At 66.0% G+C, this 16276-nt stretch carries 16 protein-coding genes; 8 read left to right on the forward strand and 8 right to left on the reverse strand.

Annotated elements, in window-relative coordinates; translation table 11 throughout:
- On the forward strand, positions 1–801 hold an 801-nt coding region (locus V7E26_RS23880; protein ID WP_324420918.1), incomplete at its 5' end, for a diaminopimelate decarboxylase family protein.
- Positions 802–855: 54 nt separating this feature from the next.
- On the opposite strand, the gene V7E26_RS23885 is transcribed toward V7E26_RS23880, so the two are convergent.
- Together V7E26_RS23885 and V7E26_RS23890 are read right to left on the reverse strand one after the other, a co-directional pair.
- Positions 856–2355, reverse strand: coding sequence for a L,D-transpeptidase family protein (locus V7E26_RS23885; RefSeq protein ID WP_324420920.1), 1500 nt, complete (start codon positions 2353–2355; stop codon positions 856–858).
- A 111-nt stretch (positions 2356–2466) separates the two neighbouring features.
- On the reverse strand, positions 2467–3375 hold the full coding sequence (locus V7E26_RS23890; RefSeq protein WP_324420921.1) for an NAD(P)-dependent oxidoreductase: 909 nt from the start codon (positions 3373–3375) through the stop codon (positions 2467–2469).
- 169 nt (positions 3376–3544) lie between these two features.
- Between V7E26_RS23890 and V7E26_RS23895 the strand changes: the two genes are divergently transcribed.
- Positions 3545–6163 (forward strand): TIGR02302 family protein, encoded by a 2619-nt coding sequence (locus V7E26_RS23895; protein ID WP_324420923.1) that lies wholly within the window; start codon positions 3545–3547, stop codon positions 6161–6163.
- Positions 6164–6312: 149 nt separating this feature from the next.
- Here the strand turns inward: V7E26_RS23895 and V7E26_RS23900 are convergent, their stop codons facing one another.
- Together V7E26_RS23900 and V7E26_RS23905 are read right to left on the reverse strand one after the other, a co-directional pair.
- Positions 6313–6690, reverse strand: coding sequence for a response regulator (locus tag V7E26_RS23900; protein ID WP_324420925.1), 378 nt, complete (start codon positions 6688–6690; stop codon positions 6313–6315).
- A gap of 58 nt (positions 6691–6748) precedes the next feature.
- The gene (locus V7E26_RS23905) at positions 6749–7609 is read right to left on the reverse strand and encodes an MJ0042-type zinc finger domain-containing protein (protein ID WP_324420927.1); all 861 of its coding nucleotides are present in this window, start codon (positions 7607–7609) and stop codon (positions 6749–6751) included.
- Positions 7610–7808: 199 nt separating this feature from the next.
- Between V7E26_RS23905 and ftsE the strand changes: the two genes are divergently transcribed.
- The 3 genes from ftsE to V7E26_RS23920 all read left to right on the forward strand — a co-directional run bounded on the left by ftsE (position 7809) and on the right by V7E26_RS23920 (position 10243).
- Positions 7809–8468: a cell division ATP-binding protein FtsE gene (ftsE, locus tag V7E26_RS23910; RefSeq protein WP_324420929.1), complete on the forward strand. Its 660-nt coding sequence runs from the start codon at positions 7809–7811 to the stop codon at positions 8466–8468.
- Entirely contained in the window at positions 8461–9432 is a 972-nt protein-coding gene (locus V7E26_RS23915) for a cell division protein FtsX (protein ID WP_324420931.1), read from the forward strand. The genes ftsE and V7E26_RS23915 overlap by 8 nt, the downstream gene beginning before the upstream one ends.
- A 100-nt stretch (positions 9433–9532) precedes the next feature.
- Positions 9533–10243, forward strand: a complete 711-nt coding sequence (locus V7E26_RS23920) for a YdcF family protein (protein WP_324420933.1) — start codon at positions 9533–9535, stop codon at positions 10241–10243.
- Positions 10244–10258: 15 nt separating this feature from the next.
- On the opposite strand, the gene V7E26_RS23925 is transcribed toward V7E26_RS23920, so the two are convergent.
- On the reverse strand, positions 10259–11071 hold the full coding sequence (locus tag V7E26_RS23925) for a class I SAM-dependent methyltransferase (RefSeq protein ID WP_324420935.1): 813 nt from the start codon (positions 11069–11071) through the stop codon (positions 10259–10261).
- Positions 11072–11314: 243 nt separating this feature from the next.
- Here V7E26_RS23925 and V7E26_RS23930 point away from each other — a divergent pair, with 243 nt between their 5' ends.
- Both V7E26_RS23930 and V7E26_RS23935 read left to right on the forward strand, forming a co-directional pair.
- Positions 11315–12511, forward strand: coding sequence for an OpgC domain-containing protein (locus V7E26_RS23930; protein WP_442893467.1), 1197 nt, complete (start codon positions 11315–11317; stop codon positions 12509–12511).
- 44 nt (positions 12512–12555) lie between these two features.
- Positions 12556–12795 (forward strand): DUF1127 domain-containing protein, encoded by a 240-nt coding sequence (locus V7E26_RS23935; protein ID WP_324420937.1) that lies wholly within the window; start codon positions 12556–12558, stop codon positions 12793–12795.
- Between the two features lie 39 nt (positions 12796–12834).
- On the opposite strand, the gene V7E26_RS23940 is transcribed toward V7E26_RS23935, so the two are convergent.
- On the reverse strand, positions 12835–13434 hold the full coding sequence (locus V7E26_RS23940; protein WP_324420939.1) for a gamma-glutamylcyclotransferase: 600 nt from the start codon (positions 13432–13434) through the stop codon (positions 12835–12837).
- A gap of 110 nt (positions 13435–13544) precedes the next feature.
- On the opposite strand from V7E26_RS23940, the gene V7E26_RS23945 reads away from it, so the two are divergent.
- Positions 13545–14732, forward strand: coding sequence for a DUF2125 domain-containing protein (locus V7E26_RS23945; RefSeq protein ID WP_324420941.1), 1188 nt, complete (start codon positions 13545–13547; stop codon positions 14730–14732).
- A 138-nt stretch (positions 14733–14870) separates the two neighbouring features.
- On the opposite strand, the gene V7E26_RS23950 is transcribed toward V7E26_RS23945, so the two are convergent.
- Both V7E26_RS23950 and V7E26_RS23955 read right to left on the reverse strand, forming a co-directional pair.
- The gene (locus tag V7E26_RS23950; protein ID WP_324420947.1) at positions 14871–15809 is read right to left on the reverse strand and encodes a prephenate/arogenate dehydrogenase family protein; all 939 of its coding nucleotides are present in this window, start codon (positions 15807–15809) and stop codon (positions 14871–14873) included.
- Positions 15810–15817: 8 nt separating this feature from the next.
- Positions 15818–16276 (reverse strand): aminotransferase class I/II-fold pyridoxal phosphate-dependent enzyme (locus V7E26_RS23955; protein ID WP_324420943.1); only part of this gene is annotated, 459 nt, incomplete at its 5' end.

The raw sequence follows: 16276 nt of genomic DNA on the forward strand, positions 1-16276 counted from the left end.
GCCGGCACCCACGCCAAGATCGCCACCGGCAAGTCCGAGAACAAGTTCGGCATTCCGATCCTGCGCGCGCGCGAGGTCTATGCCCGCGCGGCGAAGCTGCCGGGCATCGAGGTGACCGGCACCGACATGCATATCGGCAGCCAGATCACCGATCTCTCCAAGATGGAAACCGCGTTCCGGATTCTCGCCGATTTCGTGCAGACGCTGCGCGCCGACGGCCACAAGATCGAGCACATCGATTTCGGCGGCGGGCTTGGCATTCCCTATCACGCCGACCGCGAGGCGCCGCCGCTGCCGTCGGCCTATGCCGCGATGGTCAAGCGCGTGACGCATAATCTCGGCTGCACGCTGATGTTCGAGCCGGGGCGCCTGATCGTCGGCAATGCCGGCATCCTGGTGTCGCGCGTGATCTACGTGAAGCCGGGGGAGGCCAAGAACTTCGTCATCATCGATGCCGCGATGAACGACCTGATCCGCCCGACGCTCTACGAAGCCCACCACGATATCCTCCCGGTGCGCGAGCCGGCCAGGGATACGCGCACGATCACGGCCGACGTGGTCGGTCCGGTCTGCGAGACCGGCGACTATCTCGCGCTCGACCGCAATTTGCCCGAGCCCAAGGCCGGCGACCTCCTCGCCATCATGACCGCCGGCGCCTACGGCGCGGTGCAGTCCGGCTTCTACAATACGCGCGCGCTGGTGCCGGAAGTCCTGGTCAAGGACGACCAGTATGCGGTCGTCCGCCCGCGCATCGAGGTCGATCAATTGATCGCGATGGATCGGCCTGCGCCCTGGCTGTGAGAGCGCAGCTTGGGTGGAGCGCAAGCGATAGCCATCGCGGCGGAGCCCGCGCGCTCACCAGTTCGAAAAAGGACTTCCGAACGGCGAGCGCCAGAACGGAGTGCTGTGGCGATAGGTGTAGCGGTATCCGCTCGGCGAACTGCGTCGCCGCTTCTTGATGCCGCCTTGCGGCTCACCGCTGAGCAGCACCACGAATTCCGTTCCCTTGCCGGTTTCGGGGCTCGGCGGCTCGTCGGTGACGATCAGGGAAGATCGCGGCGCAATGCCGGCGATGCGATCCAGTGCGTCCTGCGGAATGACGATGCGGTCGAGCGCGGCCTTTGCGGCGTCACCGTCCGTCGGCATCGCCTCGACGTCGGCGGCGGCCATGCTGGCGCGCACCTTGTCGTGCGGCTGAACCATGCTGGCCTGTGCAGAATTGCTGCCCAATAGCGACACCACGCTCCATCGCAACGTGTCGTCGGACGTGCGTTCGGTCGCGGTGAAGACATGCGTGCCGATGGGACGATCGGGATCGGTGATCGTGACCGGACTTTGAAATATCGGCTCAAACGCCTGCCGGACATAAAGCTTCTGGGTCTTGCGGCTGATCAGCACCGACGCCGGCTGCAGCTCGCGCGTGATTTGGCGCGCCGTCTCGGCGGCCTGCCGCCGCGCCGCCTCTGCCGTAACGGCGGCTTCGCGCGCCGAGGTGGCGGCATCGCGCTTCTGTTGCAACTCGGCCTTGGCGGCCTCCCATTGCGCCTGCAGCTCCGCCAGCCGTGCGGCTGCCTGCGCCTTGGCGCCCTCGGCCTGCTCCTTCTCCTCCGCCGATTTGGCAGCCGAGAGCGCGGTCTCAGCGGTTGCCAATTTCGTCTCGGCCTTGAGCTTCAGATTTTCCACCGTGCGCACCGGCGCCGTGGCCAACTTGGCCTCCTGAGAGGCGGTTGCCATGGCTAGCTTTACATTGGCCGCCTTCTTCGCTGCCTCCTGCGCCTCCGCGGCCCGGGCGGCGGCCATGGCCGCGGCGCCCGGTTTGGGCTGGAACAGAAGCGGATGGGCGATCTCGACGGGGGCCACGTCGGTCGGCGCCACGATCACCCGCATGCCCATCATGGTCTCGCCGAACAGGTTTTCGGCGAACTCGAAGGGCAGGCGCACACAGCCGTGCGACGCCGGACGCCCCGGCAGGACACCGCCGTGAAGCGCGATGCCGGACCAGGTGATGCGCTGCATGTGCGGCATGAAGGCATCGTCATAGAGGTTGGAGTAGTGCTCCTCCACCTTCTGGATGATGCTGAAGATGCCGGCGGGCGTCTCGCGTCCCTTGCTGCCGCTCGATACCGGCGCGCGAAGGGTCCATCCCTTGGCGTCGTAGACGGTGATGCGCTGGTTGCGCAGCGAGACAATCGCCGTCACCGGATCGCCGGCGCTGCGCGATTGAACGGTTTCGACCGGACGTTCGCTCCGGCCGCCCCTCGCTGCGGCATCGCCACTAGCCGCGATCAGCGCGGCCAGACCGGCAACGGCAAGACTGGCGGGTCGCCGCCGCCGTCGCCAAAACTTTGGACTCACGCAACAAGGCGGCATCCGCGTCCCACCGATCAATCGAGTCAACGCCAGCTTGAACCCAACCACGCTGCGAAACTAGCGCCACCCGGTCGCGCTTGCCAACCTGGAACTGCGCTACTTCGCCGCGTGGCTACCCCTCGCGCCGCCGACCACGACGCCCGCCGCCTTTTCGATCGGCTTGATCGCGGCGGTGAAATCCGACTCCGCGCCCTCGTCGCGGATGATGACTTCCCAGAGCCGCCCAACCGCCTCGGCGACTTCCATCGACAGCCCCAGCGATTTCATCTCCTCCAGCGCGAGCCGTACGTCCTTCACCATCAACCCGGTGGCGAAGCCGAAATCGAAGCTGCGCGGCAGCACCGAGCGCGGAAACTTGTCGCGGCTCGCCGTGTTGAGCCCGGAACCCGCATTGATGACGTCGATCATGACAGCCGGATCGAGCCCCGCCTTGACGCCCATCACCACGGCTTCCGACGTCGCCACCATCGCGGTTGCCGAGAGGAAATTGTTGGCGAGCTTCATCGTCTGCGCCGAGCCGGGCTTTTCGCCGATGAAGAACACCTTTCCGATCACGTCGAGCGCGGGCTTTGCGACCTCGTAATCGGCGCGCGGACCGGAGACCATCACGGCTAGCGTGCCCTTCTCGGCGCCGCCGACGCCGCCGCTGACCGGGCTGTCGATCTGCACGATGTTCTTTTTCGCCAGCAGGCCATGAATCTTCGAAGCCATCTGCGAGCCGACGGTGGAGAGGTCGATGAAGCGCTTGATGCGCTTGCCCTCGATCACGCCGCCTGTGCCGGTCGCAACCTCGAGCGAAGCCTGCAGCGAGGGTAGGCTCGCCAGCACCGTCTCGCAGCGGTCGGCGACGTCCTTCGGCGAGGACGCGCCCTGCGCGCCCAATGGAACAAGCTGGTCGGCCGCTTCCTTGCGCGTGTCGAATACGGTGAGCTTGTGGCCGGCCTCGATCAGGCGGCGCGCCATCGGGAAGCCCATTTTCCCGAGGCCGATGAATCCGATTTCCATGGTGTCTCCTCAACTCGTATTTTTACGGTTCGACGCGGAAGTTACGGGCTGAAAGGGGCGTAGTCACGCCTTCGTGTTATGCGTAATTCCGGGTGTGGGTTACTCCCGGAACAGGTGCCTCATTGCCGCCGTTGTGCTAGGCTGATTTCCGGGCAACCCGGAGAGATTGTTGAACGGCGCTTCCCCTGACCCCGCCACGCCCGCGCGCGAGCTTGACGCCGTCGCGCGGCTGCAGCTGACGAAGGCCCTGCAGCGGGCCCGGTATGCGATCGCGTGGGAGCGTGCCTGGCCCGGCTTCGCCCGGCTTTTGAGCGTCATCGGGCTGTTTCTGGTGGTGTCCTGGGCCGGTCTCTGGCTGGCGCTGCCTTTCCTTGCCCGTGCAATCGGCATCGGCCTGTTCGTCCTGCTGACGCTCGCGGCGTCATATCCGCTGCTGCGGTTTCGCTGGCCGACCCGCGAAGAGAGCCTGAGCCGGCTCGACCGCGGCACCGGCGTTCGTCACCGCCCGGCGACCGCGCTCACCGATACGCTTCAGTCCCAGGATCCGATCGCGCAGGCGCTGTGGCGCGAACAGCGCGAGCGCACGCTGGCCTCGATCAAGCGCATCCGCGCCGGGCTGCCGTCGCCGCGGCTTGCGATCCACGATCCCTGGGCGCTGCGCGCGCTGGTCATCGTGATGCTGGCGGCCGCCTATGTCGCCGCCGGCGACGAGCGCACGCTGCGCATCGCCGCGGCATTCGACTGGAACGGCGTGCTGGCGCCGGCCAATGTCCGCGTCGATGCCTGGGTCACCTCGCCGAACTACACCGGCAAGCCGCCGATCATTCTGTCCGCCGCCAACAAGGACGCCGCATCGCCCGAAAGCGGGCCGCTGTCGGTTCCATCGGGCAGCACGCTGCTGGTGCGGTCCAGCGGCGGCACCATCGACGTCGTCGTCGGTGGCGGCGTGACCGAGGTGGCGCCGGGCGAGCAGGCGCCGAAGGGCACCAATGAACGACATTTCAAGATCACGGCCGACGGCACCGCGCATGTCCGTGCGCCGACCGGCCAGCCGCTGTGGCGCTTTGCCGCGATGGCCGACCGTCCGCCGACGATTTCGCTGGCCAAGGATCCGGAACGCCAGGCCCGCGGCTCGCTGCAGATGTCCTACAAGCTGGAGGACGATTACGGCGTCACCGAAGCGCGCGCCCAATTCGCCGCCCGCGCGCCGGACGCCGCCAAGGAAGCAAGCAAGGAAGGCAGCAAGGAAGCGAACAAGGACGGCAACAAGGCCGCGCCGCGGCCGCTGTTCGAGCCGCCGCAGTTTCCGCTGGTGCTGCCCAATGCGCGCACCCGCAACGGTGTCGGCCAGACCGTAAAGGATCTCAGCGAAGACCCTTACGCCGGCGCCGACGTGACGCTGACGCTGACGGCCAAGGACGAGGCCGGCAATGAAGGCAAGAGCGAGCCTCACAACATGCGCTTGCCGGAGCGGCTGTTCACCAAGCCGCTCGCGCGCGCCTTGATCGAGCAACGCCGGATCCTGGCGCTCGATGCCAACCAGAATTCGCAGGTCTTTACCGCGCTCGATGCGCTGATGATCGCACCGGAGCTGTTCACGCCCGAGACCGGGCACTATCTCGGCCTCCACAGCGTGGCCCGCCAGCTCGAAGCGGCGCGTACCGATGATGCGCTGCGCGAGGTCGTGGCGAGCCTCTGGGCGCTCGCCGTCACCATCGAGGACGGCAACATCAGCGATGTCGACAAGGCGTTGCGCGCGGCGCAGGAGGCGCTGAAGCAGGCGCTGGAGCGCGGCGCCACCGACGAGGAGATCAAGAAGCTCACCGACAATCTGCGCGCCGCGCTCGACAATTACCTGCGTCAGCTCGCCGAGCAGTTCCGCAACAATCCGCAGCAACGGGACCGTCCGCTCGATCCCAACACCAAAATGCTGAGCCAGCAGGACCTCAAGAGCATGCTCGACCGGCTGGAGCGGCTGTCGCGCTCCGGCGACAAGGAGGCTGCCAGGCAGCTCCTGGAGCAGTTGCAGCAGATGCTGGAAAACCTGCAGATGGCGCAGCCCGGGCAGGGCGACAACGACATGGAGCAGGCGCTCAACGAACTCGGCGACATGATCCGCAAGCAGCAGCAGTTGCGCGACAAGACCTACAAGCAGGGCCAGGATCAGCGCCGCGATCGCATGCGTGGCAAGCAGGGCGAGCAGGGCATGGGCGACCTGCAGCAGGACCAGCAGGGCCTGCGCGACCGGCTGAAGAAATTGCAGGAGGAGCTTGCCAAGCGCGGCATGGGACCGGGACAGCGCGGCCAGCAGGGCCAGCGCGGCGACCAGCAGGGGCAGCAAGGCCAAGGCCAGCAGGGTCAGGGCGGCGACCAGGGCGACGGCGAGGATGGGCTCGATCAGGCTGATTCAGCGATGGGCGACGCCACCGGCCGGCTCGGCGACGGCAATGCCGACGGCGCCGTGGATTCGCAGGGCCGGGCGCTGGAAGCGCTGCGCAAGGGCGCGCAGAGCCTTGCGGAAGCCATGCAGCAGGGCGACGGCGACCAGCCGGGCGATGGCCCCGGCAATCCGAGAGGCCGCCAGCAGGGCGCGGCGAACGCGACCGACCCGCTCGGACGGCCGATGCGCCATAATGAATTCACCGACGATTACACCGTGAAGATCCCCGGCGAGATCGACGTGCAGCGCGTGCGCCGCATCCTCGAAGAACTGCGCCGCCGCCTCGCCGATCCGGCCCGCCCGCAGATCGAACTCGACTACATCGAGCGGCTGCTGAAGGATTATTGAGACGCTCCGGCTGTTCCGCGCGAGCTCTCGTCACCCCGCCTTGGCGCAATTGCGCACTGGGGCGGGTGACCCAGATGCTATGGGGAGGAGGAGCCGCGGCGTACTGGATTCCCGCTTTCGCGGGGATGACGAGCGGAAGTCGTTGCAAGCTACCCCGACTTCTTCGCCGCCAGCGCGTCCGCCACCGCCGTGCGGATGTCGTGCACCGAGAACGGCTTCGTCACCACGTCGTGCACGATGGCGCTGAGGCCGGAGGCGCGTTCGCGCTGGTGGGCAAAGCCGGTCATCAGGAGGATCTTGAGGTCGGGGAAGTCGCGCGCCGCCGCCAGCGCCAGCGCGATGCCGTCCATGACCGGCATCTGGATGTCGGTCAGCAGCAGGTCGAACATGCCCTGTTCGCGGGTCAGGATGTCGAGCGCTTCGGCGCCGTCCTCGGCGGTGACGGTCTCGTGGCCGTCCATGGCGATGGCGCGCGCCACCAGCATGCGCATCGAATCCTCGTCATCGGCGATCAGCACGCGGGGCATGACGTCGTATCTCTTGGATAGTCTCTTGCAAAGTCTCGGCGGGAGCGGCGGCCAGCCGTCAGGCCTGGCCGGCCAAGTCCCGCTTGTTGAAAAAGCGTACGTCAATATTGCGGCCTTCGGGCGGCGGCGAGGCGAGGCGCGACTTGAAATAAGCGCGCTCGCCGGGATTGAGCACCGGCTGTTCAAGCACCGCGTTCCAGGCATAGATCTCCGCACCCTGCGCGTCGCGGACGGAGAAGCGCAAGCGCGGCAGTTCGACGGTCTTTTTGCTCTCACCGACCACCACGCCCTCGATCACCAGCACCGGCTTGCCGTCCACGGTCTCGTTGCTGACCTTGATGTCCTTGAACGCCAGCCCGCGCAGGTTCACCTCGAGCCCAACCATCTTGTAGAATGTCGCGGTCTGCGGTAGCAGCCGCACCACGTCGGCGCGCCAGACCATTAGGGCCAGGATCAGCGCGCCCATCGCGCCGCAGGCGGCCGGCAGGCCGAACGACGGCATGAAGGGAATGCGGGGCAGCGAAGGTAGCCGGAAAAGACGGGCCAGCCGCTCGCGGTGCGTCGTGATCGGCGTCTCCTCGTGATCCGTCGCCCGCCAGTCGCCGCCCTGGTGCGCAGCTTCGCTCTCGGCCGGCCAGCCGGCCGAGATCGAGGGGCTGTCGATCACGGGGGTATCGTGTTGCTCCTCGGCGCTCGCCATCGCCTCCCATTCGGCCGCGGGATCATCGGCGGCGGGGGGGCTCGATGGCGCCGAGTCCGGCATGGCGGCCGGCACGGCTTCGGCCAGTTCGACCGCATCCTCGGGCCGCGCCAGCCAGGTTTCCTTGCAACGGGAGCAGCGGACGGTGCGTCCACCGGGGCCAAGGGTAGCCGGATTGATGGCGTAAGATGTTGTACAATGCGGACAAACGATATGCATGGAGCCCATCTCACCAGTGTCTTCGTCCCGATGCTACATAGCGACCGTTAACGAATCGGAAACCATAACGGTTGCACAACCGTTTTGTCCGGTTGGCGCCCAGACCCACGGCCGACCGGCCCGCTGTCCGGGTTCGTGCCCGGGTTCAGGTTCCAGGCCGGGATTTCGGTTCACGGCTCAAGGCGAGCGGAGCTGAGCTTTGGTTCGGTTCGAAAATGTCGGTTTGCGATACGGGCTCGGCCCGGAGATTTTGCGCGACCTCTCTTTCATGATTCCGGCCCATTCCTTCCAGTTTCTGACCGGACCTTCGGGCGCGGGCAAGACGTCGCTGCTGCGGCTATTGTTCCTGTCGCTGCGGCCGACCCGCGGCCTCGTCAATATTTTCGGCCAGGACGTCTCGCTGCTCGGCAAGGACCAGATCGCGGACATGCGCCAGAAGATCGGCATCGTGTTGCAGGATTTCCGTCTGCTCGATCACATGACCACCTACGAGAACGTGGCGCTGCCGTTCCGCGTGATGGGCCGCGAGGAATCCAGCTACCGCCGCGAGGTGATCGACCTCCTGAAATGGGTCGGGCTCGGCGAACGCATGGACGCGCTGCCGCCGATCCTGTCGGGCGGTGAGAAGCAGCGCGCCGCGATCGCGCGTGCGGTGATCTCGCGGCCGCAATTGCTGCTGGCGGACGAGCCGACCGGCAGCGTCGATCCGACGCTCGGCCGCCGCCTGCTGCGGCTGTTCATCGAATTGAACCGGCTCGGCACCGCCGTCATCATCGCGACCCACGACATCACGCTGATGGATCAGTACGAGGCGCGGCGGATGGTGCTGCACCAGGGACGGTTGCACATCTATGAGTAGGGCGGATGACGAGCATGGTCCGCTGGTGGACCTCGGCAACGAACGCCCGCAGGTGCCGGCCCGCGCGCGCAACATGTCGCCGATCGTGCCGCGCGCCTCGATCTCCGGCCGCGCACTGGTTGCCGTCGTCGCCATCATGACGTTCCTCGCCTCGATCACGACAGGCACGGTGTTCCTGGTCAGCGCATCGGCGGCGGAATGGCAGTCGGAGGTGGCGAGCGAGATCACCGTCCAGGTGCGCCCGCAAGCGGGGCGCGACCTCGATCGCGACGTCAACGCGGCGGCGGAAGCGATGCGGACGCAGCCCGGCATCGTCCAGGTCAAGCCGTTCAGCAAGGATGATTCGGCAAAACTGCTCGAGCCGTGGCTCGGCAGCGGCCTGTCGATCGAGCAATTGCCGGTGCCGCGTGTCATCGTCGCGCGCGTGCAGCCCGGCACCACGCTGGATCTGGCGGGCTTGCGCAAGGCCGTGACGCAGGTGGCGCCGTCGGCCAGCGTCGACGATCACCGCGCCTGGATCGAGCGCATGCGCTCGATGACCGGGGCGACCGTCTTCGCCGGCATCGGCATTCTCGCGCTGGTGATCGTGGCGACGATCATCTCGGTCTCGTTCGCAACCCGCGGCGCGATGGCCGCGAACCGCCCGATCGTCGAGGTGCTGCACTTCGTCGGCGCCGGCGACCGCTATATCGCCAATCATTTCCTGCGCCATTTCCTCCGCCTCGGCCTCGAGGGCGGGGTGATCGGCGGCGGCGCCGCGATGCTCGGCTTCGGCTTCTCGGAATCGATCGCCGCCTGGTTCTCGGGCACGCCGGTCGGCGATCAGTTCGCTGCGCTATTGGGCACGTTTTCGCTGCCGCCTTTGGGTTATCTGGCGCTTGCAGTGCAGGCGGTGGCGATCGCGGCCATCACCGCCTGGGCCTCGCGGCGCACGCTGTTCGCCACGCTGGACGATATCGATTGATGCGATAGTCGCGCTGGCCGTGAAGTACGTCACGGACCCCGGGACTACACTTCGTCTCAAAACGTTCTAGAATTGCACAGGACACGGATAGCCGGATCACATGGACCCGCAGGACGACGACAGCAAGCCGGAGACGCGCGCCACGCGGCGGGGATGGCTGCGAGCGGTCGTCGTCGGCGGCCTGGCGATTCTGTTCGTCAGCGCGGCGGTCGGCTTCGTCGCCTTCCTCTCGCAATTGCGCGGCGTCGAGATCAAGCCGGCACGCAACGCCGACGGCATCGTGGTGTTGACCGGCGGCTCGTCGCGGGTCTCGGACGCGATGGAATTGCTGGCCGCCGGCTACGGCAAGCGCCTCCTGATTTCCGGCGTGCATCCGACCAACGCGGTGAGCGACATCTCGCGTTCGCTGCCCGACAACCACTCGCTGCTCGGCTGTTGCGTCGACCTCGACCGCTCCGCCGTCAACACCCGCAGCAATGCCGCGGAGACGCGGCGCTGGGCCCGCGAGCGCGGCTTCACGTCGCTGATCGTGGTGACGTCGAACTACCACATGCCGCGCGCGATCCTGGAGTTGTCGCATGCCATGCCCGACATCACGCTGATTCCGTTCGCCGTGATCGGCGAGCGCTGGCGCGACGAGCCGTGGTGGACCAGCGGCGCGACGCTGCGGCTGTTGTTGTCGGAATATGCGAAATACGTCGCGGCCGAAGTGCGCGTGCGGCTCGACGATATCGGCATCGAGGTGATGCCGGAAGCATCCGAACAGCCCGCCCCGGCTCAGCGCCGGCCGGCGACCGCGCAGGCGAACTAGGGCGGCTCCCGACATTCAGGCCGTGGCCGTGATGACATGCGCCTGAATCTTGGCGGCAACCTCGCCGCTGCCATGTCTGTCTGCAATCGCCGACGCGGCGTAGTCGGTCGCGGCTTCCAGCTTTGCGGCGTCTCTGGCCTCGATCTCGCTGCGCAGCACGGTTCCCTGGCAATAGGCGACGGCCGGAAGCCGCGGCGAGGGCGCACGGCTTTGTTCGGCTCTCGTCTCGATTGCCACGCTCGAAAAGCCGGCTTGCTCCAGTTCGCTACGGATCTGTGCCGTGTCGTGGTAGCCGTGCGGCGTGCGCGCCAGGAAGCGCGGCGGATCGTCCGGAAAGATCCTTGCGAGCGCGTTCGTCACATCATCCGCAAAAACATTCTCCTCGATGCGGTCCCATACGCTGAACAGGAAATGTCCTCCGGGTTTCAGCACCCGCTTCGCCTCGCGGTAGGCGGCTGACCGGTCGGGAAAGAACATTGCGCCGAACTGGCAACACACGAGATCGAACGCCGCATCTTCAAACGGCAGTGCCAGCGCATCCGCCTGGCGCCATGCGATCCGACTGTCGGGCGCTTGCCGCGAGGCCGCATAGTCGAGCATCGGCTGGTTGAGGTCGGTGACCACATAGCTTGCACCGGGGGATAATTTTGGAGCCAGCGCGCGGGTAACAACCCCGGTGCCGGCGGCGACTTCCAGAACCGCGCTCGGCGACAAGGCTGCTGCCCGCCGCGCAATATCCGCGGCGTAGGGTTCGAAAATCAACGGCACCATGTAGCGATCGTAATTTTCCGGAATCGAGCCGGCGAACAGCTTGTCGGTTTCCAGCATGGTTCACCACCCGTCATCCGTTTGATGCTGATTGAACTATGACACAATCGGCATGTTAACGGCCGCTGTTCCCTCCGCAAGGCGGCACTCCAACGGGCATCGATCCAGTCAGCTCGGAAGAGTCGAAAGCCAGATTGCAGGCCGGCGAATCCACACCATTTGCGTGTCTCGAAAAATCGCGTGCAACGTCGACAATGCTCAACGTTCGCGCGCAGATTCGCCTGAAAAAATAGGCATTTAAAGGTGAACGAGCTCACATCGGAAGCTCGAACGGCAGGTCCATTTTGCTGGCTTGGGGTGAGCCAGATGCACGACCGAATTACCATCCCGATGTCAGCGACCGGCGAGCTGCCGCAGCTCAAAGACCATGGCCGCGACCTGCGAATAGATGCCTGCCGAGGTATCGCGCTGTGGTGGATCTTTCTTGATCACATTCCCAACAACATCGGAAGCTGGCTGACGCTGCGCAACTACGGCTTTAGCGACGCCGCCGAGATATTCATGTTCGTCTCGGGCGTAACCTGCGCGCTCGCCTACGGCGCGGCGTGGCGCCGCGAGGGCTGGAGCGGAGTGATCAGCCGAACGCTGCGGCGAAGCTGGGACATCTATGTCGCATTTCTGGTGGTCACCCTCGCCTGCGCCATCCTGGTTCACCTCACAGGTCGCCTTGCCGACGAGAGCAACACGCGTGTCTTGCTGGACGATCCCGGCGCGGCGCTCGCGCGCGCGGCGGTCCTGCAATACCGTCCCGTCAATACCGATGTATTGCCGGCCTTTGTGCTTCTTCACCTCCTGTTCGCGCCGCTGCTGTGGCTGCTGCTTCGAGCGCCGAAGGCGACGCTTGGCGCCTCGCTGGCACTTTATGCATCGGTGCATGCCTTCGGCTGGACCGTTCCGGCATGGCCGGACGGACACTGGGCTTTCAATCCGCTGGCCTGGCAACTGCTTGTGGTGCTCGGTGCGTGGTGGATGATTGACGGCAAGACGGTCCAGCCGTGGGTGACGTCACGCACGACGCGTGTGCTTGCCGTTCTTTTTCTTCTCGTCAGCCTGGTCATCGCATTGAGTTGGCAAATTGGACCGCTGCAAGCACTGATTCCGACAGGACAGGCGAAACTGCTTTACTCAGTGGACAAATCGAATCTCGATCCATTGCGGCTGCTGCATTTTCTGGCCATCGCGGTCGTGGCGGCGTGGCTCGTGCCTCGCAATTGGCGGGGGTTGGCAACGCCGGTCATGCGCGCCGCCGCCAGCTGCGGCCAGAACTCGCTGCCAATCTATTGCCTCGGCGTTATCCTGACGTTCGCCAGCCAGGCGCTGCTCGAAACTTCAGGCGGACTGGCGATGCAGATCGCGCTGAGTCTCGCGGGCATCGCGGCGATGATCGCGGCCGCAACATTGCTGAACTCGATCAGCACCAAACGCTGGCAGCGATCGTAATACTCGCAACTGCGCTTGCATGGTGAAACAGAGAGGACAGCGCCATGAGCACGATCCACGGGTTTACCGAGCCGGGACCGGCGACGGCAAAGCGTCAGGTTTACAGTCCTTTCGAAAAATATTGGATTGCATTTCTGGAGTGGCGCAAACGCGACGCGCGGCGTGCCCAATTGTGTCACCTGACGGACAGTGAGCTTGCGGACATCGGCATCACGCGCGGTGAGATCGATTACGTCGCGTCGCACCGAGACATAGATCCGCGAGACATCCCATTCGCCAGTTGAAGGTCGTTGCCTGCCGGGCCGCGAGGGCGCACGTCAAACTCAACGGCTGCTGCTGTCTCCGGGTGGGAGCAGCGGATGCTGGTCGTGCAGCATCGTCGCGAGGCGGTGCAGTTGTGAATCGCGAAAGCCTTCGGCCTCGATCGCTTTCACGGTCGAGAGCACGTAATCGCGGTTGACACCGGACTGGCCGTGACCCTGCAGAACGTGGCGCAGTTGTTCGGCGATCGACAGCCGTCCGGCATATTGCCCATGACCGCGGTCGACCACGTAGACCAGTGCGCTGACGCGGTCGCGCGCCTCGTTCTCCAGCCACACCGAGCGCTTCACCTCGCGATAGACCGAGGTGACCTGCTCGCGCTCGCGCAGATAGGCAATCGTCGCCGCGCCGTTCTTTTCCGCGACGCGGAAGGCGATGCCGCGGCAGGCGCCGCCGCGGTCGAGGCCGAGCACCAGGCCCGGCTTTTCCGGCGTGCCGCGATGGACGAAGGAATAGACGCAGAGCGCGCGGTGTTCGCCGATCAGCCGTGCCGGAACCCGTTCGATGAATTCGAAGCCCGGGCGCCACATCAGGGAGCCGTAGCCGAACACCCAGAGGTCGCCTGTGGAGAATTCCGTATCGTTCAGTGCAATTGCGGCCATGCGACTGCACCGCTACCAGAATGGAACGACAAAGCGAAGTGATTTCAATGCCTTTTGTTGTGGGCATGGGATGCTTACATTCGCCCCAATCGCTAGCCAAAGGACGCCGCATGCCTGACATGACCCCCGCGCCGCGCCGGCGCCCGCTGTGGCGCCTCTTCATCATGCCCGCTTTGCTTGTCGTTGCTGCGGCGGCCTGGAGCGGATTCTGGTTCTATGCCGCGTCCGAGGTCGGCGTGCGCGCCGATGCGTGGGCCGCGCAGGAGGCGAAGTCCGGCCGGGTCTATGCCTGCGCCAGGCGCACGGTGGCAGGTTTTCCGTTCCGTCTCGAGGTCAGCTGCGACGACGCCAGCGTCTCGCTGGTGTCGCAGACCGCGGGCGCCCAGGTGCCGTTCACGGCGCGGCTCGGCGAGATCCTGGTGATCGCGCAGATCTACCAGCCGCAACTCCTGATCGCCGAATTCAAGGCGCCGGCGACGCTTTCCGATCGTGGCCAGCCGCCGTCGATGAAGGTAAACTGGACGCTCGGCCGCAGCAGCGTGAACGGCTTGCCCGGGCCCCCGCAGCGCGCTTCCGTCGAGTTCGAGAATCCCTCGCTCAACCGGGTCAACGGACCGGTCGAGACCCCGCTTGCGCGGGCCAGCCACATCGAGTTGCATGGTCGCCTCGCCGACGGTTCGACCAATGAACATCCCGTGATCGAAACCGCGCTGCAGATCAGGGACGGCAGCGTGCAGGAGGTGCATCCGGTGCTCGCGGCATCGTTCGATGCCGACATCCAGACCAAGCTGACCGGCCTGAAGGACCTTTCGCCAAAGCCCTGGCCCGAGCGCTTCAGGGAGCTGCAGGCGGCGGGCGGCCATGTCGAGATCGAGCGCTCGCGGATTCAGCAGGGCGACCTGATCTCGGTCGCGGCGGGGACGCTGCGGCTCAACGAGCAGGGCCGGATCGACGGCGAACTGCAGATGACGGTCGCGGGACTCGAGAAAGTGATTCCGCTGCTTGGCATCGAGAAGATGCTGGAGGAGGGCGTGCCGCAGGCAACGCTCGATCGCGTCGCGCCCGGCGTCAAGACGCAGGACCTCAACAATCTGTTCGGCGCGCTCGACAGGGCGATCCCGGGCCTCGGCAAGGTCGTCAAGCAGAACGCCAATGCCGGCGTCACCGCTGGCATCAACGCGCTCGGCAAGGAGACGGAGCTGGAAGGCAGAAAGGCGCGCGCCTTCCCGATGCGTTTTGTCGATGGCGCGGTGTTCCTCGGCCCGTTGAAGGTCGGTCAGGTGCCGCCGCTGTTCTAGCGAACGCTCTCCCCGTCATTCGAGGAGCGAAGCACGAAGCGATCCATCCATCTCCGTGCGGGTGTTTGGATTGCTTCGGGGAGCCCTGTCATCCGGGGCGCGGTCGCGCGACCCGCTGGCTCGCAACAACGGTGGCGCTTAATCCGCCTTCTTCAGCGCCGGATGCGGCCGGCCGAAATCGGCGGCGGCCGAATCCTGGCCGATCTCGACGATGCCGCGGCGGATTGCGCGGGTGCGGGTGAAGTGCTCGAACAGCGCCTCGCCATCGTTGCGGCGGATTGCGCGGGTGAGCTTTGAGAGATCCTCGTTGAAGGTGCCGAGCATTTCCAGCACGGCTTCCTTGTTGTTCAAGAACACGTCGCGCCACATCGTCGGGTCCGAGGCCGCGATGCGGGTGAAGTCGCGGAAGCCGCCGGCGGAGAATTTGATGACTTCCGACGACGTCACCTGCGCCAGTTCGTCCGCCGTGCCGACGATGGTGTAGGCGATCAGATGCGGCAGATGGCTGGTGATCGCCAGCACCAGGTCGTGATGGTCCGGCGTCATGGTCTCGACCTTGGCGCCCATGCCGGCCCAGAAGGCGCGCAGCGCCTCGACCGCGGTCGGGTCGGAGCCTTCGGGCGGGGTGAGGATGCACCAGCGGTTGATGAAGAGTTCGGCGAAACCGGAGTCAGGGCCGGAGTGTTCGGTGCCGGCCACCGGGTGCGCCGGAACGAAATGAACGCCCGCAGGCAGGTGCGGCGCCATCTCGCGGACGATCGCGCCCTTGACCGAGCCGACGTCGGAAATGATCGCGCCGGCTTTCAGATGCGGCGCGATCTCCTGCGCAACCACCCCGCAGGCGCCGACCGGGATGCAGAGGATCACGAGGTCGGCGTCCTTGACGGCCTCCACATTGGTCTCCAGCACGCGGTCGACGATGCCGAGTTCGGTCACCCTTGCGCGGGTCTGTTCCGAGCGGGCGGTGGTGACGATTTCGCTGGCGAGGGCCTGCGCCCGCGCCGCGCGCGCGATCGAGCCGCCGATCAGGCCGAAGCCGATCAGCGCGACGCGCCGGAAGATCGGTGTCCCGTTCAACTGGTTGCTCACTTGACCGCCATGAAGTCGCGCAAGCCATCGATGACGAGGCGGTTGGCCTCCTCATTGCCGATGGTCATGCGCAGCGCATGCGGCAGGCCGTAATTGTTGAGCGCCCGCAGCACCAGGCCGCGCCTGGTCAGGAACGCGTCCGCATCGGCCGCGGTCTTGCCCTTGTCGCTGGGGAAGTGGATCAGCACGAAGTTCGCGACGCTCGGCGTCACCTTGAGCCCGAGCTTGCCGATCTCTTCGGTCAGGCGGTTGCGCCACTCTTCCGTGAAGGCCTTCGACTTCCGGACATGCGCGGTGTCCTCGATCGCCGCGACCGCCGCCAGCATCGCCGGCGTCGAGACGTTGAAGGGGCCGCGGATCCGGTTCACGGCATCGACGATGTGCGCCGGGCCGAACATCCAGCCGATGCGCAGCGCCGCCAGCCCGTGGATCTTGGAGAAGGTGTGCGTCATCAC

The organism is Bradyrhizobium sp. (assembly GCF_036735945.1).
GTDB lineage: Bacteria > Pseudomonadota > Alphaproteobacteria > Rhizobiales > Xanthobacteraceae > Bradyrhizobium.